Raw genomic sequence first — 15,399 nt, 5'->3', positions numbered from 1 at the left:
TCGCTGGGCGATCAGGGCCGAGGGGTATAGGCGGAGGCCTCGCCGATGAACCGGCGGGCGGCGAGCTTACCGGCCTCCAGGACCTGGGCCTGACGCGCGCTTTCCAGCGCCTGCGCCCGATACTGAGCGGCCATCAGGCTCTGGATTTGCTGGTCCTGCTTGATGGCCAGGGCCTGGAGCTGGTTGGCGGCTTGCTGGGCCTCCAGGGCGCCGGCCGCGCCCTGGCTGCGCTGGACGAGCTGGTCGATCAGGCTGGCGTCGGCCTGGACGTTCTCGACGACCTTGGCCTGCACCTTCAGGGTCTGGCGGTAGCCGTCCATCGCCGCCCTGGCTTGAGCGCGGGCGCGGTCGAGCAGTTGGCTGGTCGTGGCGTTGGGATCCAGGGTCGTCGGATAGGAGTCGGCAAGCACCGCCTCGGTCGAGGCCAGGGTGAAGGCCATGCCCTTGGCCTGCGCCATTAGGGCGTCGAGCTGTTGCAGCGCGTCCCTGATCGGCGCCAGGGCCGTGTAGTCGAGCGACTTCAGGTTCCGGGCCATGTTCTGCAACATGGTCAGCTCGTTCTGCAGCGAGCTGATTTGGTTGTTGACCTGCTGCAGCGACCGGGCGGCCGTCAGCAGGTTCTGAGCGTAGTTCGTCGGGTCGAACACGGTGAACTGCGCGGCGGCGGGCGTGACGAGGCCCGGCAACGGCGCCAGCACTAGCGAGGCGGCGGCGAGGCTGGCGATAACCAGACGCGCGTGGTGGGAGGTGCGTAGGCGCAGGGATTTGAGACGCGGGGTCATGGCGTGGCGTCCTTCTCGATGGGGGTGGATGCGAAATTCGCGGCCAGGGGAGCGGCCCAATCGAGACCGCGGGCGGTGAGGAAGGCGGCCGCGAAACCGGCCTCGCCGTGTTCCGCCAAGACCTTGTCGATCAGGGCCTGGGTCACCGGATCGGAGGCCCCGCACAGCGCCATGGCGACGGGCCCCAGACCAAGCTCGAACAGTCGGTTGCCCAGCCGAGATTGCAGGTAATAGTGGCGCTTGGGCGTGGCCCGGGCGATCAGCTCGATCTGGCGGTCGTTAAGGCCGAACCCTTGGTAGACCTTGCGCGATAGCGGCTCGGCGGCGCGGTCGTTGGCCAGGAAGATGCGCTGGGCGCAGCCGTCGATGATTGCCGGGGCGATCGTGCTGTCGGCGATGTCCGATAGCGACTGGGTGGCGAACACCACGCTGACGTTGCGCTTGCGCAGTTCCTTCAGCCATTCGCGGATGCGCGCCGCGAAGAGCGGGTTGTCGAGAAACTTCCAGGCCTCGTCGAGCACGAGCAGGGTCGGACGGCCGTCGAACCGCGCTTCCAGCCGGTGGAAGAGATAGGTCAGGACCGGCGCGACGACGGACGGCGTCGAGGCCAACGCTTCGGTCTCGAAACACAGCACATCGCCGACCGACAACCCGTCCTCGGCCGCGTCCAGCAGACGGCCGAACGGCCCATCCAGCGTGTAGGGCGCCAACGCCGCCTTCAGCGGGTTGGACTGGAGCAGCATCGAAAGCCCGGTCAGCGTCCGTTCGGCGGGCGGCGCGCCCGAAAGGCTGACCAGCGCCGACCACAGCGCGTCCTTGATTTCTGGGGTGACCGGGACGCGCTCGTTGGCCAACAGGTCCGCCAGCCATTCGCTGGCCCAGGCCCGCGCGCCGGGACGGTCGATGTCACGCAAGGGCTGGAACGCCAGGCCGCTGTCGCTGGCCAGACCGTAGTGCCTGCCGCCCATCGCCAGGGTGACAGCTCGCGCCGAGAACCGCTTGTCGAAGACATAGACCTGGGCGCCGGGATAGCGGCGAAACTGCAGGGCCAGGAAGGCCAAGGCCACCGACTTGCCCGCGCCGGTGGGGCCGACCAGGAGCATATGGCCGACATCGTCGACATGGGTCGAGAAGCGGAAAGGCGTCGCGCCACTGGTCAAGGCGTGGAAGGTCGGCGGTCCGGCCAGATGTCGGTTGGCTTCCTGGCCCGCCCAGACCGAGGACAGCGGCATCAGGTGCGCCAAATTGAGGCTATGGACCAACGGCTGGCGGACGTTGGCGTAGACCTGACCCGGCAACGAGCCAAGCCAGGCCTCGACGGCGTTGACCTGCTCACGGATGCAGGTGAAGCCCAAGCCATTGACGATGCGCTCGACCAGCCGGACCTTCTCGTCGGCCGCCAAGGGATCGCTGTCCGAGACGGTGATGGTGGTGGTCAGATAGCCGAAGCTGACGTGATCGCCGCCCAAGGTCTGGAGCGCCAGATCGGCGTCCGCCAGCTTGTTGTCGGCGTCGCTGTCGGTCAGCGGCACGGGCTCGTTGCTGATCACCTCGCGCAGGATCTGCACGACGGACTTGCGCTTGTTGAACCACTGCCGGCGGATGCGGGTCAGCGCCTTGGTGGCGTCGGCCTTGTCCAGGCAGATGAACCGCGTCGTCCAGCGATAGGCGAACGCCTGGTGATTGAGGACGTCGAGGATGCCGGGGCGCGTCGTGTTCGGAAATCCCAGCACCGTCACGGTGCGCAGATGCTGGTCGCCCAGGCGCGGCTCGATGCCGCCGGTGAGCGGCGTGTCGACCAGCAGGCCATCGAGATACATCGGGATCTCGGGGACGGCGACGAGGTGGCGGCGCGTCGAGATCGTCGCGTGCAGGTAGGTCAGGGTCTCGCCGTCATCGAGCGCGCGGACCTGCGGCATGAAGCCGGCCAGCAGGTCGAGGATGCGGTCGGTAGTGGCGACGAAGGCCGCCAGTTCCTGGCGCCAGTCGCGCCCTTGAACGGGGCCGGCGCGCTCGATCAAGGCCCGCTCGGCGCGGCTCACCTGATCGACCGGCGGCAGGAAGTAGAGCGTCAGATGGCAGAGGCTCTCGAAATGCTCGCCCTTTTGGCCGTCGAAGTCGGCCCGCCGTTCCTCCTCGACCAGCCAGGAGGCGGCGTCGGGGAAGACCCCGTCCGGATAGCCCAGCGCCGGGATACGCTCGGCGTCGAAGAACAGCGCCCAGCCCGATCCAAGCCGGCGCAGGACGTTGTTGGCGCGGGCGCAGACCGAGACCAGGCCCGCGTCCGTGGTGCTTTCCAGATCTGGACCGCGGAAGCTCAAGGTGCGCTGGAAGCCACCGTCCTTGTTCAGCACCACGCCCGGCGCGACCAGCGCCGCCCAGGGCAGATGGTCGGCCAACCGGTCGGCGCGGCCGCGGTATTCGCGCAGGTTCAGCATGCCAGCCACCCCTTCTGACGCAGGTGGCGCGTGACGACGGCGGCGAAGTCGGGGTCGCGCTTGGCGGCGAACACCGCCAGGCTGTGGCCGACGAGCCAGATCACCAAACCCGCGATCCACTGCTGCAAGCCCAGACCCAGCGCCGCGGCGAACGTGCCGTTGAGGATGGCGATGGACCTCGGCGCACCGCCCAGGAGGATCGGCGCGGTCAGCGCGCGATGGAGCGGGACTTCGAAACCCTCGACATCGCCGCTGGAAGGAGTGGCTGGCGCGCTCATGCGATCAACGCGCCTCCGCCGAACGAGAAGAAGGTCAGGAAGAAGCTGGAGGCGGCGAAGGCGATCGACAGGCCGAAGACGATCTGGATCAGCTTGCGAAAGCCGCCGCTGGTCTCGCCGAAGGCCAGGGCCAGGCCGGTGGTGATGATCACCAGGACCGCGACGATCTTGGCGACGGGCCCTTCGACCGACTCCAACACCTGCTGCAGCGGCTCTTCCCAGGGCATGCCCGAGCCGGCGGCCTGGGCCTGAGCGGACCAGAGCAGGATCAGGATCGAAGTCAGGGCTGTGAGGTGGAGCGGGCGCGGGTCGGCGACCGCGCGCGCCTTGGCGACGTACGACATCAGGGTTCTCCCTGTCTGAGGGCTTTGAGCTGTGGAGGGTCGAGGTCGACGACGACGTAGTCGCCGGAGGGATCGAGACCGGTGACCCGGGCGAGGGTCTCGACGCGGCGGCCGGTTCCCCGGCCCCGGATGAAGACGACCAGATCGACCGCCTCGGCGATCAGTCGTCGCGGTACGGTGACCACGCTCTCCTGGACCAGCTGCTCGAGCCGGTAGAGGGCCGAGCGAGCGGAGTTGGCATGGACGGTGGAGAGGCCGCCGGGGTGGCCGGTGTTCCAGGCCTTCAGCAGGTCCAGCGCCTCGCCACCACGCACCTCTCCAACCACGATGCGGTCGGGCCGTAGGCGCAGGGTCGAGCGCACCAGATCGGTCAGGCTGACGACGCCGGGCCGGGTGCGCAAGGCCACGCAATCGGGCGCGGCGCACTGCAGTTCCGGGGTGTCCTGCAGCAGGATGACCCGCTCGCCCGACCTGGCGACTTCGGCCAGGAGCGCATTGGCCAGGGTGGTCTTGCCCGCCGACGTCGCGCCGGCGATCAGGATGTTGAGATGCTCGTCGATCGCCTGGCGCAGAATCTGCGCCTGCACCGGCGCCATCACGCCGGCCTCGACGTAGTCGTCCAGGGTGTGGATGCGGCTGGCCGGCTTGCGGATCGAAAAGCAAGGACTGGCCGAAATCGGCGGCAGCACCCCCTCGAACCGCTCGCCCGAAAGAGCGGCCCCCCGGGGCGGGAGATCGGCGCTGACGATCGGCGCGCCGGCATGGACCTCGGCGCGGACGTGGCTGGCGACCAGCCGGATGATCCGCTCGACCTCGGCCGCCGCCAGGCTGACGCCCGTATCGACCCTGCCTTCGCCGAGGCGGTCCAGCCTCAGGACACCGTCGGGATTGACCATCACCTCGACCACCGCCGGATCGGCGAGGGCCACGGCGATGTCGGGTCCCATCGCCGTGCGCAGCATCGCCGCGCGCCGGTCCAGGGTTTCCACGCCAGCCATGCTCATGGCGTCGCCTCCCCGGTCTGATCCAGGGTCGCGCGGCCGCTGGCGACCTGACGGCCGACCTGGTCGACGAAGCGGGCGAAACGCTCTCGGCCCACGGCCTGGGCGGCCTTGTCGGATTCCGGCAGCGGCGCGGTGACGGTCAGCTGGTAGCGGACAAACAGCGCCAGGCTTTCGAGCAGGATCTTCTGGTCGCGCTCGATGCGGCCGAGTTGCCGGCTCATCCGGTCGAGTCGGACCTTGAAGAGGTCGTCGATCTCGCCGGCCGCGCGGCGGCCTAGATAGGCCCGCAGGGCGTCGGCGACGATGGCCGACTTGGAGGTCCCCGGCTTGTTTCCCAGCCGATCGAGTTCGGCGGTCAGGGCGTCGTCGAGATAGAGGTGATGGCGGGGCTTCACGATCGCCCCCTCAGAAAGACGGAAGCAGGTCTTCGTCGCCACGACCGGCCCCTTCGTTCATGGCGTGGGCGCGGGCGACCGGAGCATTGGCCTGGGCGCGGGCCATGGCCGCGCGGTCGGCGGCGACGTCGCCGTCGTCCTCGCCCAGACCCAGACCAAGCTCGACATCCTCGCCGCTCGGCCGGACCGTGGCGTCCTCGGAAAGGCCAGGATGGCGTTGCTGCTGGAGACCGCCCTCCTCGTCCAGCAGGGCCTCGGCGTCGACCGCGCCGGCCAGCTCGGCGTGAGGACCACGCACCTGTCCGCCCCAATCGTCACCGCGCGGCGGCGGACGATCGACATAGCCGCCATCGCGCAGGGTCGGAGGCGCGGCGACACGGCGCGCGAAGTTGTCGTCCTCGTAGTAGCGGAGTTTCTTGGCGCGGATCGGCGCCAGGCCCGACACCAGGACCAGCGCGTCGTCCGGCGGCAGCTGCATGACCTCGCCGGGCGTCAGCAATGGCCGGGCGGTCTCCTGGCGGCTGACCATGACATGGCTGAGCCAGGGCGAGAGCCGGTGGCCGGCATAGTTGCGCTGAGCGCGCAGCTCCGTCGCCGTGCCCAGAGCGTCCGAGATGCGCTTGGCGGTGCGCTCGTCGTTCGATGAGAACGCGATCCGGACGTGGCAGTTGTCCAGAATGGCGTTGTTCTCGCCGTAAGCCTTGGAGATCTGGTTCAGGCTTTGGGCGATCAGGTACGCGCGGATGCCGTAGCCGGCCATGAACGCCAAGGCGGTCTCGAAGAAGTCCAGACGCCCCAGCGCGGGGAACTCGTCGAGCATCATCAGGAGTTGGTGCTTGCGGCTCTTGGCCGGGTCGCCTTCGAGGCGCTCGGTCAGGCGACGGCCGATCTGGTTGAGCACCAGGCGCACCAGCGGCTTGGTCCGGGAGATGTCGGATGGCGGGATGACCAGGTAGAGGGTCACCGGGACGGGCGCGTCGACGAGGTCGGCGATCCGCCAGTCGCAGGCGCTGGTGGTCAAGGCGACGGTCGGGTCGCGATAGAGGCCCAGGAACGACATCGCCGTGGACAGGACGCCGCTGCGTTCGTTCTCGGATTTATTGAGGACCTCGCGCGCCGCGCTGGCGACGACGGGGTGAACCTTGGGCGCGTCCGGCGTGCCCAAATGGTTGGTGGCCATCATCCGCCGCAGGGTGTGGGCGAACGAGCGCTGAGGATCGGACAAGAAGGTGGCGACCCGAGCGAGGGTCTTTTCCTCTTCGGCGTAGAGGACGTGGAGGATGGCCCCGACCAGCAGGCTGTGGCTGGTTTTTTCCCAGTGCGACCGGCGCTCCAAAGCGCCTTCCGGATCGACGAGCACGTCGGCGATATTCTGAACGTCGCGGACTTCGTCGGGTCCTTTGCGGACCTCCAGCAGCGGATTGTAGCGAGCCGACCGCGCGTCGGTCGGGTTGAACAGCAGGCAGTGCGAGAACGTCGAGCGCCAGCCGGCGGTCAGGGTCCAGTTCTCGCCCTTGATGTCGTGGACGACGGCGCTGCCGGTCCACGACAGCAGGGTCGGGACGACCAGACCCACGCCCTTGCCCGAGCGGGTCGGGGCGAAGGCCATGACATGCTCGGGGCCGGCATGGCGCAGGTAGCGGCCAGCCAACTGGCCCAGAAACACGCCTTTCGACCCGAACAATCCGGCGGCCGTCACTTCACGGCGGCTGGCCCAGCGCGAAGATCCGTAGGTGGTGACCTGGCCGGTCTGGCGCGCCCGCCACAGCGAGCCGGCGATCGCGCAGGCGCAGCCGAGAAAACCGCTGGCTCCGGCCAGCAAGCCGGCCTTGTTGAAGACCGACGGGGCGTAGGCCTCGTAGTGGAACCACCAGTCGAAGAGCTGCCAGGGGCGATAGAGGGGCTGGCCGAACGGCGTCGCCCAGGGCTCGCCCAGCTGGACCTGGTAGTCGAGCATCGCCGCGGCCCACTGGGTCGCGGTCCAGACGCCCAGCATCATGATCGCGAAGACCGCGAGGATCTGGCCGATGAGGAGCTTGGTGGGCGTCATGCGCCGGGTCCCGATCGCCCGGCCACGACGTGTGGCGCGGGACCTGGCGAGACTCAGTCGGGGTCCTGGAATCCCTTACAGCGGTTAGGCCCGCGCTAGGACGCGCTAGGCGCCGTCTTGTCCGGCGGGTTCAGTCTGGGCGCATCTTCGCGGGGCGCGCCAGTCTTGCGCTTGTCAGAAAATATGTGATACTTTCTGACAAGGAGACATGTCATGTCCGCGCTCGCAGATCATATCCTCGCCCACGCCGAAGCCGCGCCCGAAGGGACGACGCTTCGCGCCAAGGAGTTGCTGCATCTGGGATCGCGCGCCGCCGTCGATCAGGCGCTCGTGCGTCTGTCGCGTTCGGGCGCGCTGAGCCGCATCGGTCGGGGCCTCTACCTTCGTCCTCGGCAGGGTAAATACGGCCCCCGCACGCCCTCCGCCGCCACGGTGGTGCAGGCGATTTCCAGCACCACCGGCGAGGTCATCGCAAGCCATGGCGCGGCGGCCGCCAACGCCCTGGGCCTGACCACCCAGACACCGATAAAGGCGATCTATCTCACTTCGGGCAAAAGCCGGGGACTGAAGATCGGGGGCCAACAGCTCGAACTTCGCCACGCCCGGGACTGGGAGTTGCTGTTGCCCGGCCAGCCGGCCGGCGACGCCGTCCGTGCACTCGCCTGGGCTGGCCCTGAACGCGCCGCCGAAACGCTCAAGGCTCTCAAGCGCCGACTGCCGGCCGAGACCGTGCAGACCCTCCTGAACCTGCGAGGTCGTCTGCCCACATGGCTGGCTCAGGAAGTTTCGAGCCTGGCGCGTGGCTGACCGGTTCCTGAACCTCTCCCGGGATGATCGTCGCGAGGTGCTTGAGGCCGCGCCCGGGCGTGGCCTCGAACGTGCGTCCTATCTGCTCGAAAAGGATGTCTGGGTCGTCTGGACACTCGAGGCGCTCTTCGCCGCGCCGTTCGCCGACGGCCTGGTGTTCAAGGGCGGCACGTCGCTATCCAAGGCCTACGATATCATCGACCGGTTTTCCGAAGACGTCGACCTGACCTACGACATCGGCAAGCTGACGGGCGACCCACGCTTTGGCGACCCGGCCCAATTGACGCCTGAAGAGGCCAAGAGCGTTTCGCGACGCGTGCGCGAACGTCTCTTGCCACGCTTCATCCGCGATACGGTCGCACCATACCTTGCCGAACGCCTGGCGGCTGACGGCCTTCCCGCTCACGTCGAACAGGACGGTCAGGACCTGCTCGTGGTTTACGAGACCGCGGCCGACTACCCCGGCTATGTGCGCCCCCGAGTGAAGCTGGAATTTGGCGCCCGCGCCACCGGGCAGCCCGCCTCACCGCGTCCGGTCGACTGCTATCTGGCTAAGGCCTTCGAAGAGCTGGAGTTTCCTGCGGCCACGCCCTGCGTGATGACCGCCGAACGAACCTTCTGGGAGAAGGCCACGGCGGTTCACGTCTTCTGCGTTCAAGGCCGCTTCAAGGGCGGGGCGGGCTTTGCCCGACACTGCTACGACCTAGCGCGGCTGGATCTGGCCGGCGTCGCCGATGTCGCCATCGCGGATCCGGAGTTGGCCAAGGCCGTGGCTGACCACAAGTCCAAGTTCTTCATCGAAGCCGATCCTGCCGGGGAAGTCATCGACTACGGGGCGGCCGTTGCAGGCGGCCTGCGGTTGGTCCCGGAGGGCGAGGCTCGCGCCGTGCTCGAAGCCGACTACCAAGCCATGATCGAGGCCGGCTATCTGGACGGCGTCGCCGAGCCCTTCGACGCGCTGATGGCGCGATGCCAGAGCCTGCAGGACAAGGCCAACGCGGCCAGATCCAGCGCCACGCCGTAGGCTGCCAATCGACAGAAAGCTCTCGTGGATCACGACCGCCTGGCCTAAGCCAACTCGTCCCAGTCGATGGCGTTGATCGGCGATCGAATGTCGATCGGCGGCCAAGCCACGGCCTCGAACTGCGCCAGACACTTGGCCCCAAACTTCGGCTCCACCCGCATCGCCCAGCCGATCAGGCCGCGGACCCTATGATAGAGGGTCGACACGGAGAGCTTTTGCCGTTCCGCATGTCGCGATGGACCAAAATCCTCGCTGGCCAGGTAGTGCAGATGCTGGCGCAGATCATCCTTGAATTCGCGCGACAGCCGGGGCTCGGGTCCGTCGACCAGCATGCCAAGGACGATCCGGCGCGCGCCTGGTCCGCGGATGGCCGTCTTGCGCAGGTTCGGCCTATAGCCGGCCTCCGACAGTTCGCGCAGAACCTTGCGCTTGAAGGCCGCCACCGTGGCGCGCGTGTGCGGCTTTCGGGCCGAGAACGCCAGGTCGTCGGCATAGCGCGTGTATTTCATGTTCGCCGCAGCGGCCATCGCCGCGAACCGATCGTCCAGATGGCGCATGACCAGATTGGAGAGCATCGGACTGGTCGGTGCGCCTTGAGGTAGGAAACCTTCCGCAGCGTGCTGATAGGCCTTGATAGTTGGCCAGCGCACGGCCGGGTCAACGCTGGGGCTCTTGCCGCCGGACGCCACGACAGTTGTCAGTCTGGCCAACTCGAAGGCGATCAGGTCCGGATAGCCAAGACCTTCAAAGACCTCGCAGATCTTACCTTCTGTCACCCGGGTGAAGAAGTCTTCGATATCGACCTTAAGGAGGAAATCACAGCCGCAATGCATCCTCGCGGCGAACTCAGGTCGCGAACCGGGGTGGTAGGCGTAGCTCGCAGGATGGGCGCGGGTGTGTTGGAGGATGTTGCGGACGATCCAGTCCTGCGTCGTCTTAAGCTCCCGATTGGGCGTGCAGATCAGGCGAACGCGTGTGCGTCCGGGGATCGCCTTCTTCAAGGTGAAGACCTTGTAGGGGTGCGTCCGACGCGCGACGACGCTGCGCAACAGGCCGTAGCGCGTGCCCGTCATTTCGCTGAGGTGGCGCAGGGTGAAGACGGGCGTCATCCGCGGATCGACGCGCCGGATCCGCTCCATGATCGCGAGCGCGGAGTCGATCACCGCGCCGGGCACGCCCTGGCGCTCGCCATCGAAACGATAGTGCTGAGGGTTCCAGGACGACACTTACTTCGACCCACTCCGGTGGGTAATACTGCAAGGCGCACCCAAGACACCGCCAGGAAAGGCTTGCAGTATTGCGCAGCATGAAAAGAGAGCTACGCGAGACGAGCGCCGAGAATCCGACGCCCTAGGCTTCCGCGAAGAAGCCCATCGCCGCTTTCGCGGCGCATTCCTAATTGCCCTCAAGGAACCCTCAGCTGACTGGGATAGTAGAAGGGACTGTCCTTGCTGGGAAGCACCGGTCGCCGCCGACCTCGCCGACGCAGGCGCGCAAGCTCCTTTCGCCCCAGCGGCGTCATGGTGAGCTTGTCGGTCAGCCATCGCGCGACCTGCGCGAAGCGCAGTATCGACTCCGTCTCGGCAACGCCCAGACTCGAGCGCCCCGAAACCGCCTTGGCATCTCTGGCGCCGTCCTCGCAGGCGGCTAGCACCATCATCGTCGAGACCCACAATTTCGTGGTCGGCGCCGAGAGGGCTTCCTGGGCGCTGCGCACCCCGAGCAGACGTTGGGCCCGCTCGTCCAACGCCTGGGTCTCGCTAACAGGAAAGGCTTCCACCGTCGCGGCCGTGCTGCGGCCATGAAACAGTGGTCTCCAGCCGTCGGCCCGGCTCCAGAGCATGGCGGGCGCGTTGTTCGGACAGCCGTGGGCGAAGGCGATCAGGGCCCCGCCGCCTCGGAAGCCGAACGGATTGTTTCGCCTGGGCGGATAGCGGCGGCACAGATCGACCATCTTGACCGAAGCTGATCGGCCGAACCCGCCAAACAAGGTCGGACATCCGACGGCCAGGCGGACCTGAGGCTTCAACTTCTGGCTCTCGAGGATGTAGAGGCCTTCGGTCAAAGCCGAATAGGCCACGACCGTGAACTTCAGGCGCCCGCCCGACCGCCAGCTGCGCAAGGTCGCCACGTACCGGAACGCCTCCAACATGTCGTGGACGCGTTTGCCCGATCCGATGAAGTCGGTGACAATCACGATATGGCCGACGCGATCGGCCCTCAGTTTATCCGGGCCGGGATGGGACAGCGCCACCTCGGGGTTCTGTCGGCAGTAGTCGGTAATCAGCTGGGCGACCACGCCCTCGCTGCCGATCTCCTGATCGCGAGGATCGGCTCGAACGGGCTGCACGCCGGGGCCCGTCGCCTTGCCGTGACGCGAGTCAGGAAAGAACGCGGGAATCTTGCCGAACACCTTTTTGACCGGTCGCTCGGCATAGAGGGCGATCTTTCCATCCGCCGATGGCCTAGACGCGACGACCTCGTCCAGCAGCCGCCGCATTCCGCGCTGAAACGCCTCTCCACTGACCAGCAGGATCTCGTCGATGAGAGAGGCTGCGGCTTCCCGGTCGGACTCGTCGAATTGCAGGAGCCATTCGGCCGATCGGGATATGCCTGACAGGAAGGTCATGGCGCTAAACTTTGGATGGAGCACACGCATCGCCTCGACGCGCGAGATCGAGCTTTGCTGAAAGTGCCCGGTTGAGTTGCGGGACGCAACCCACCGCCTAGTCGATTGCGGGGCCGCCCCGCCCGCGTCCAATGGTCCAGCTGACGCCGGCCTCGCGCAGCACGCCGGACACGGCGCGGCCCTCCTGGCCGTCCAGCGCTGGACGCCACGGCACGAGCGTGAAGTCGCGGCTGCGCTCGATCATCGCAAAGCGTCCGCTGGCCAGGTCGACCGCGCGCCGATAGACGCCCTCGACCCGCTGCCCCGGCCGCGCCTCGGAGAAGGCCAGCCCGGTCTCGCGGGCCAGGCCTTCGGCCGCCGCGATCAGGTCGCGCCGTTGCAGACGCGTCAGGAGGCCGGCGCGATAGATCACCCGGTCCTGCTCCTGCTGGGCCAGGCCCTGCTCGATCAACCATTGGCGACGCTGGGCCAACGCCTGGCGCACGTCGCGCCCGAACCCGGCGTCGCGCAGCGGTTCGGGCGCCTCGGCGATCAGTTCGCGATCAAGCCAGGTGGCGCCGACCGCGCCGACCTGCTGGTCGAGCCGCTGGGCCGACAGGGTGCGGACCACGACGGGCGCGTCCTGGGCCTGCTTCTTCTCGTAGGCGCCGGCCCGCTCGACGTGGTCGGCGGCGATGATCCAGGTCCCGTCGTCCTGGCGCTCGACCCCGGCGCGTCCCCGACGTAGGGCCTCGAGCCTTCGGACATGGGTCTGCGCGAAGGCGGCCGAGGCGGTCGGATCGGTGGCCAGGTGCAGGTCGAGGCTGTAGCGCCCGTCGTTGACGGCGGCGATCCTGGCCACGGTATGATCGACGGCCCGGGGCTCGACCGGACGCGGCGCGATCGCCACCACCGCGCCCTCCGGGATCGGCTCGACCGCCAGGCCCCGGCCGATCTCGACATAGTGGGCGCGACCATCGACGCCGTCGACGACCAGATAATGGCGATCCTTCAACTCGTCCGACAGGCCGCGCGCGACCAGGCGGCCGACCAATGGTCGGGCACCCGGCCCCCCTGGCTGGTAGATGACCTGATCGGCCGGGGCGCGCGCGACGCCGCCCGCCTCCAGCGAACGGTACAGCGTCTTCTGGATGTCGCCGCGCTCACCCATGCGGCGCAGGGTGTCTTCCAGACCGTCGGCCAGGCGCCAGCGGGTCGGCGCGCGCTCCTGCGCCAAGCCCAGGCGCGCGAGGGTCTGCAGCCGCCCGGCCCGGACGGAATAGAGCAGCGGATCGACATGGCGCGGCGAGAACAGGCCCGCTTCGTCGACGTCGCGCAGCAGGCCGCGGTCCAGGCTCGTCAGTCGCTCCTGATCGACCTCGCGCCGCAACCGCCCTTCGATCTCGTGGTCGGCGCGCGGTCCCAGGTCCAGCGACACCAGCTCGGCGGCGCGCTCGCGCAAGCCCTGGGTCAGGTAGTCCTTGGCGATGACCAGCTCGCGGCCCTGGTCATCGCGACCGCGCACGATGATGTGGGTGTGGGGGTGGCCGGTGTTGTGGTGATCGACGGCCACCCAATCGAGCTTGGTGTCGAGGTCGGCTTCCATCCGCGCCATCAGGCGGCGGGTCAGGGGCTTGAGGTCCTCGTACTCGGCACCGTCCTCGGGCGAGACGATGAACCGGAATTGCCGGGCGTCGCCGCCGGCCTCGGCCCGGTCGATGAAGGCGCGGCCGTCGGCCTTGTCGGAGGCGGCGTCATAGAGCTGGCCGGGCGCGCCCTCGCGGGTGACGCCGTCGCGCTGGACATAGCGCATGTGGGCGCGGGCCGCGTCCAGGCCCTTGCCGGCAAGCTTCGGAATCGAGAACTTCACGATCACCCGGCGGGCGCGGTAGGCGGCGAACCGGTCGCGTGAGGACAGCACCCGGGCGACGCCCGCGCCCTTGCCGATCCGCGCGCCGGTGAACTTGAGCTTGCGCGGCGCCTTGCCGAAGACCCCGCCGCTGGCCAGCATGGCCGAGCGCAGCACCCGCGACAGATAGCTCTTGCCCTGCTTGGAGCCCAGCGCTCGGGGCTTGCCCAGGCGTGGCTCGAAATCGTCGTTCTGGACCATGGCAACTCTCCCGCCAGTCCTATGACCGATCGCGCCGATCACCGAAATTGGCGCTATGAATTGTCTTTTCGCGTCAGCGGCTTAGGCCAAGAATGGCGCCAATCCCGTCCGCATGGCGCCATGCCGCCATCTAAGAAAACGATGTGCAGACAAGGCCTTGAGGCGACGGGACCGCAGGGATGGCGCCGGTGCTTTATCTTGCCTTACCCGCGCATCCTTCGTTTGCGTCCGGTTGTTGCACTCTTGTTCTCGTCCAGCGGGATCAACCATCTCTGGCTCCTGATCTGTGAGGGAGTACGGCGGTGGCGTCGAAGCGGTACCAAAACCGTGCGCTGCGGATGTGGTGGGCGGTCCACGTCGAGGCCTGGCGTCTGAGCGGCCTTTCGCGGTCGGCCTACTGCCAGCAGCACCGGCTCAACAGCGAGACGTTCGGGCGCTGGCTGAAAGTGATCGGCGACGCCGACGCCTTGCGCCACAAGCCTTCGCGCAAGGCAAAGCCGTTGCCGCGACGCTCGACAAACGAGGCCCGCAATAAGGCCGTTCAGGCGTTCTGGGCCATGCACGTCGAGGCCCAATTGTGGAGCGGATTGAGCGCGGCCGAGTACGCCAGCGCCCATCGATTGACGCCGTCGTCGCTGCGGCAATGGCGTCGCAGGCTCGATGAAGAGCCCCTTGGGGTCGACTGGAGAGAGCTCGTTCATCCCAGCGCCCGCCCGTATGTGGGGTCCAGACGAAGCACTAGTGCTAAGGCCGGCCGCGCTGAATCCGGCTTGACGGAGGCGCCTCGCACGCTGCGCGAGGGCGACGGCCGCTCCAGCCGGCGCACGTTCAGCGAAGAGCAAAAGCGCGCCATGGTCGCCGAGACGGAAGCGCCCGGCGCCACGGTCAGCGCGGTGGCCAGACGCCACGGCGTTGTCACCAGCATGCTCTTCCGCTGGCGCGCCCAGATGGGCCTTGGCCAAGGCGAGCGCGCACAGTTGGCGCGGGTCAGGCTCACGGGCGAGGGCCTCAAGGCGGCCGGCGAAATCCCCGCCACGGCCATACCGCTGCCTATTCCCGAGGGGGCGATCGCCGTCGATCTGGGCGACGGACGACGGGTGTTCGCGCCGCCCGGCAGCGATCCCGACGCCGTCCGGCGGTACGTCAAAGAGCGCGAGGCGGCCCGATGATGCTCATCCCGTCGGGCGTGAAGGTGCATCTGGCGCTGGGCCACACCGACATGCGCAAGGGCTTCGAAGGCCTGTCGATGCTGGTCCAGGAAGTGCTCAAGGAAGACCCGTTCTCGGGCCATCTCTTCGCCTTCCGAGGCCGCCGCGCCGACACGATCAAGCTGCTCTACTGGGACGGGACAGGCCTTTGCCTGTTCACAAAGCGCCTCCAGCATGGCCGCTTCGTCTGGCCCCAGATCACCACGCCGGGCGGCGCCGTGGTGCTCTCGCCCGCGCAGCTCTCCATGCTCATCGAGGGCATCGACTGGCGCTTCCCAGAGCGCACCTGGCGGCCCGCCATCGCCGGCTGAGACACCGCCAAAACCCTTGCGCCACAAGGGGAAATGGCTT

General features: G+C 67.9%; 14 protein-coding genes. 4 read left to right on the top strand and 10 right to left on the bottom strand.

All coding sequences use genetic code 11. The features are described from left to right. Window positions 1-11: 11 nt before the first annotated feature. Genes trbJ through AC1RJ9_RS24000 form a run of 7 tightly spaced genes read right to left on the bottom strand, consistent with a single transcriptional unit; the run spans window position 12 to window position 7,291 of the window. A complete protein-coding gene (gene trbJ / locus AC1RJ9_RS24030; protein ID WP_062093990.1) occupies window positions 12-782 on the bottom strand; it encodes a P-type conjugative transfer protein TrbJ in 771 nt (256 codons plus the stop codon). Beyond that, a complete protein-coding gene (gene trbE, locus AC1RJ9_RS24025; RefSeq protein WP_492840560.1) occupies window positions 779-3,220 on the bottom strand; it encodes a conjugal transfer protein TrbE in 2,442 nt (813 codons plus the stop codon). The genes trbJ and trbE overlap by 4 nt, the downstream gene beginning before the upstream one ends. Further along, entirely contained in the window at window positions 3,214-3,498 is a 285-nt protein-coding gene (locus tag AC1RJ9_RS24020) for a VirB3 family type IV secretion system protein (protein WP_492840562.1), read from the bottom strand. Before AC1RJ9_RS24020 ends, trbE begins: the two co-directional genes overlap by 7 nt. Next, window positions 3,495-3,842, bottom strand: coding sequence for a TrbC/VirB2 family type IV secretion system protein (locus AC1RJ9_RS24015; protein WP_062093391.1), 348 nt, complete (start codon window positions 3,840-3,842; stop codon window positions 3,495-3,497). Before AC1RJ9_RS24015 ends, AC1RJ9_RS24020 begins: the two co-directional genes overlap by 4 nt. Beyond that, entirely contained in the window at window positions 3,842-4,846 is a 1,005-nt protein-coding gene (gene trbB / locus AC1RJ9_RS24010; protein WP_492840565.1) for a P-type conjugative transfer ATPase TrbB, read from the bottom strand. The genes AC1RJ9_RS24015 and trbB overlap by 1 nt, the downstream gene beginning before the upstream one ends. Next, window positions 4,843-5,241 carry a ribbon-helix-helix domain-containing protein gene (locus tag AC1RJ9_RS24005; protein ID WP_492840567.1) on the bottom strand — a complete coding sequence of 133 codons (399 nt, stop codon included), beginning with the start codon at window positions 5,239-5,241 and terminating at the stop codon, window positions 4,843-4,845. The genes trbB and AC1RJ9_RS24005 overlap by 4 nt, the downstream gene beginning before the upstream one ends. A 10-nt stretch (window positions 5,242-5,251) precedes the next feature. Further along, window positions 5,252-7,291, bottom strand: a complete 2,040-nt coding sequence (locus tag AC1RJ9_RS24000) for a conjugal transfer protein TraG (RefSeq protein WP_492840569.1) — start codon at window positions 7,289-7,291, stop codon at window positions 5,252-5,254. Window positions 7,292-7,504: 213 nt separating this feature from the next. On the opposite strand from AC1RJ9_RS24000, the gene AC1RJ9_RS23995 reads away from it, so the two are divergent. After that, entirely contained in the window at window positions 7,505-8,098 is a 594-nt protein-coding gene (locus AC1RJ9_RS23995; protein WP_492840571.1) for a DUF6088 family protein, read from the top strand. Then, complete coding sequence (locus AC1RJ9_RS23990) at window positions 8,091-9,122, top strand: nucleotidyl transferase AbiEii/AbiGii toxin family protein (RefSeq protein ID WP_062093394.1); 1,032 nt, start codon at window positions 8,091-8,093, stop codon at window positions 9,120-9,122. The genes AC1RJ9_RS23995 and AC1RJ9_RS23990 overlap by 8 nt, the downstream gene beginning before the upstream one ends. Window positions 9,123-9,166: 44 nt before the next feature. On the opposite strand, the gene AC1RJ9_RS23985 is transcribed toward AC1RJ9_RS23990, so the two are convergent. From AC1RJ9_RS23985 to rlxS, 3 genes are all read right to left on the bottom strand, one after another. Then, window positions 9,167-10,348: a reverse transcriptase family protein gene (locus tag AC1RJ9_RS23985; RefSeq protein ID WP_062093395.1), complete on the bottom strand. Its 1,182-nt coding sequence runs from the start codon at window positions 10,346-10,348 to the stop codon at window positions 9,167-9,169. Between the two features lie 179 nt (window positions 10,349-10,527). Next, window positions 10,528-11,883 (bottom strand): phosphoribosyltransferase-like protein, encoded by a 1,356-nt coding sequence (locus tag AC1RJ9_RS23980; protein ID WP_492840574.1) that lies wholly within the window; start codon window positions 11,881-11,883, stop codon window positions 10,528-10,530. After that, window positions 11,849-13,840, bottom strand: coding sequence for a relaxase/mobilization nuclease RlxS (gene rlxS, locus AC1RJ9_RS23975; RefSeq protein ID WP_492840576.1), 1,992 nt, complete (start codon window positions 13,838-13,840; stop codon window positions 11,849-11,851). Before rlxS ends, AC1RJ9_RS23980 begins: the two co-directional genes overlap by 35 nt. Before the next feature lie 302 nt (window positions 13,841-14,142). Here rlxS and tnpA point away from each other — a divergent pair, with 302 nt between their 5' ends. Further along, the gene (gene tnpA, locus AC1RJ9_RS23970; RefSeq protein WP_492840579.1) at window positions 14,143-15,009 is read left to right on the top strand and encodes an IS66-like element accessory protein TnpA; all 867 of its coding nucleotides are present in this window, start codon (window positions 14,143-14,145) and stop codon (window positions 15,007-15,009) included. Next, complete coding sequence (gene tnpB, locus AC1RJ9_RS23965; protein WP_099539012.1) at window positions 15,006-15,359, top strand: IS66 family insertion sequence element accessory protein TnpB; 354 nt, start codon at window positions 15,006-15,008, stop codon at window positions 15,357-15,359. Before tnpA ends, tnpB begins: the two co-directional genes overlap by 4 nt. Window positions 15,360-15,399 lie beyond the last annotated feature (40 nt).

Source organism: Caulobacter sp. GW822-FHT07D08 (assembly GCF_058798735.1).
Note: the sequence above shows the minus strand (reverse complement) of the source record. Positions and strands in the feature narration are given on the sequence as shown.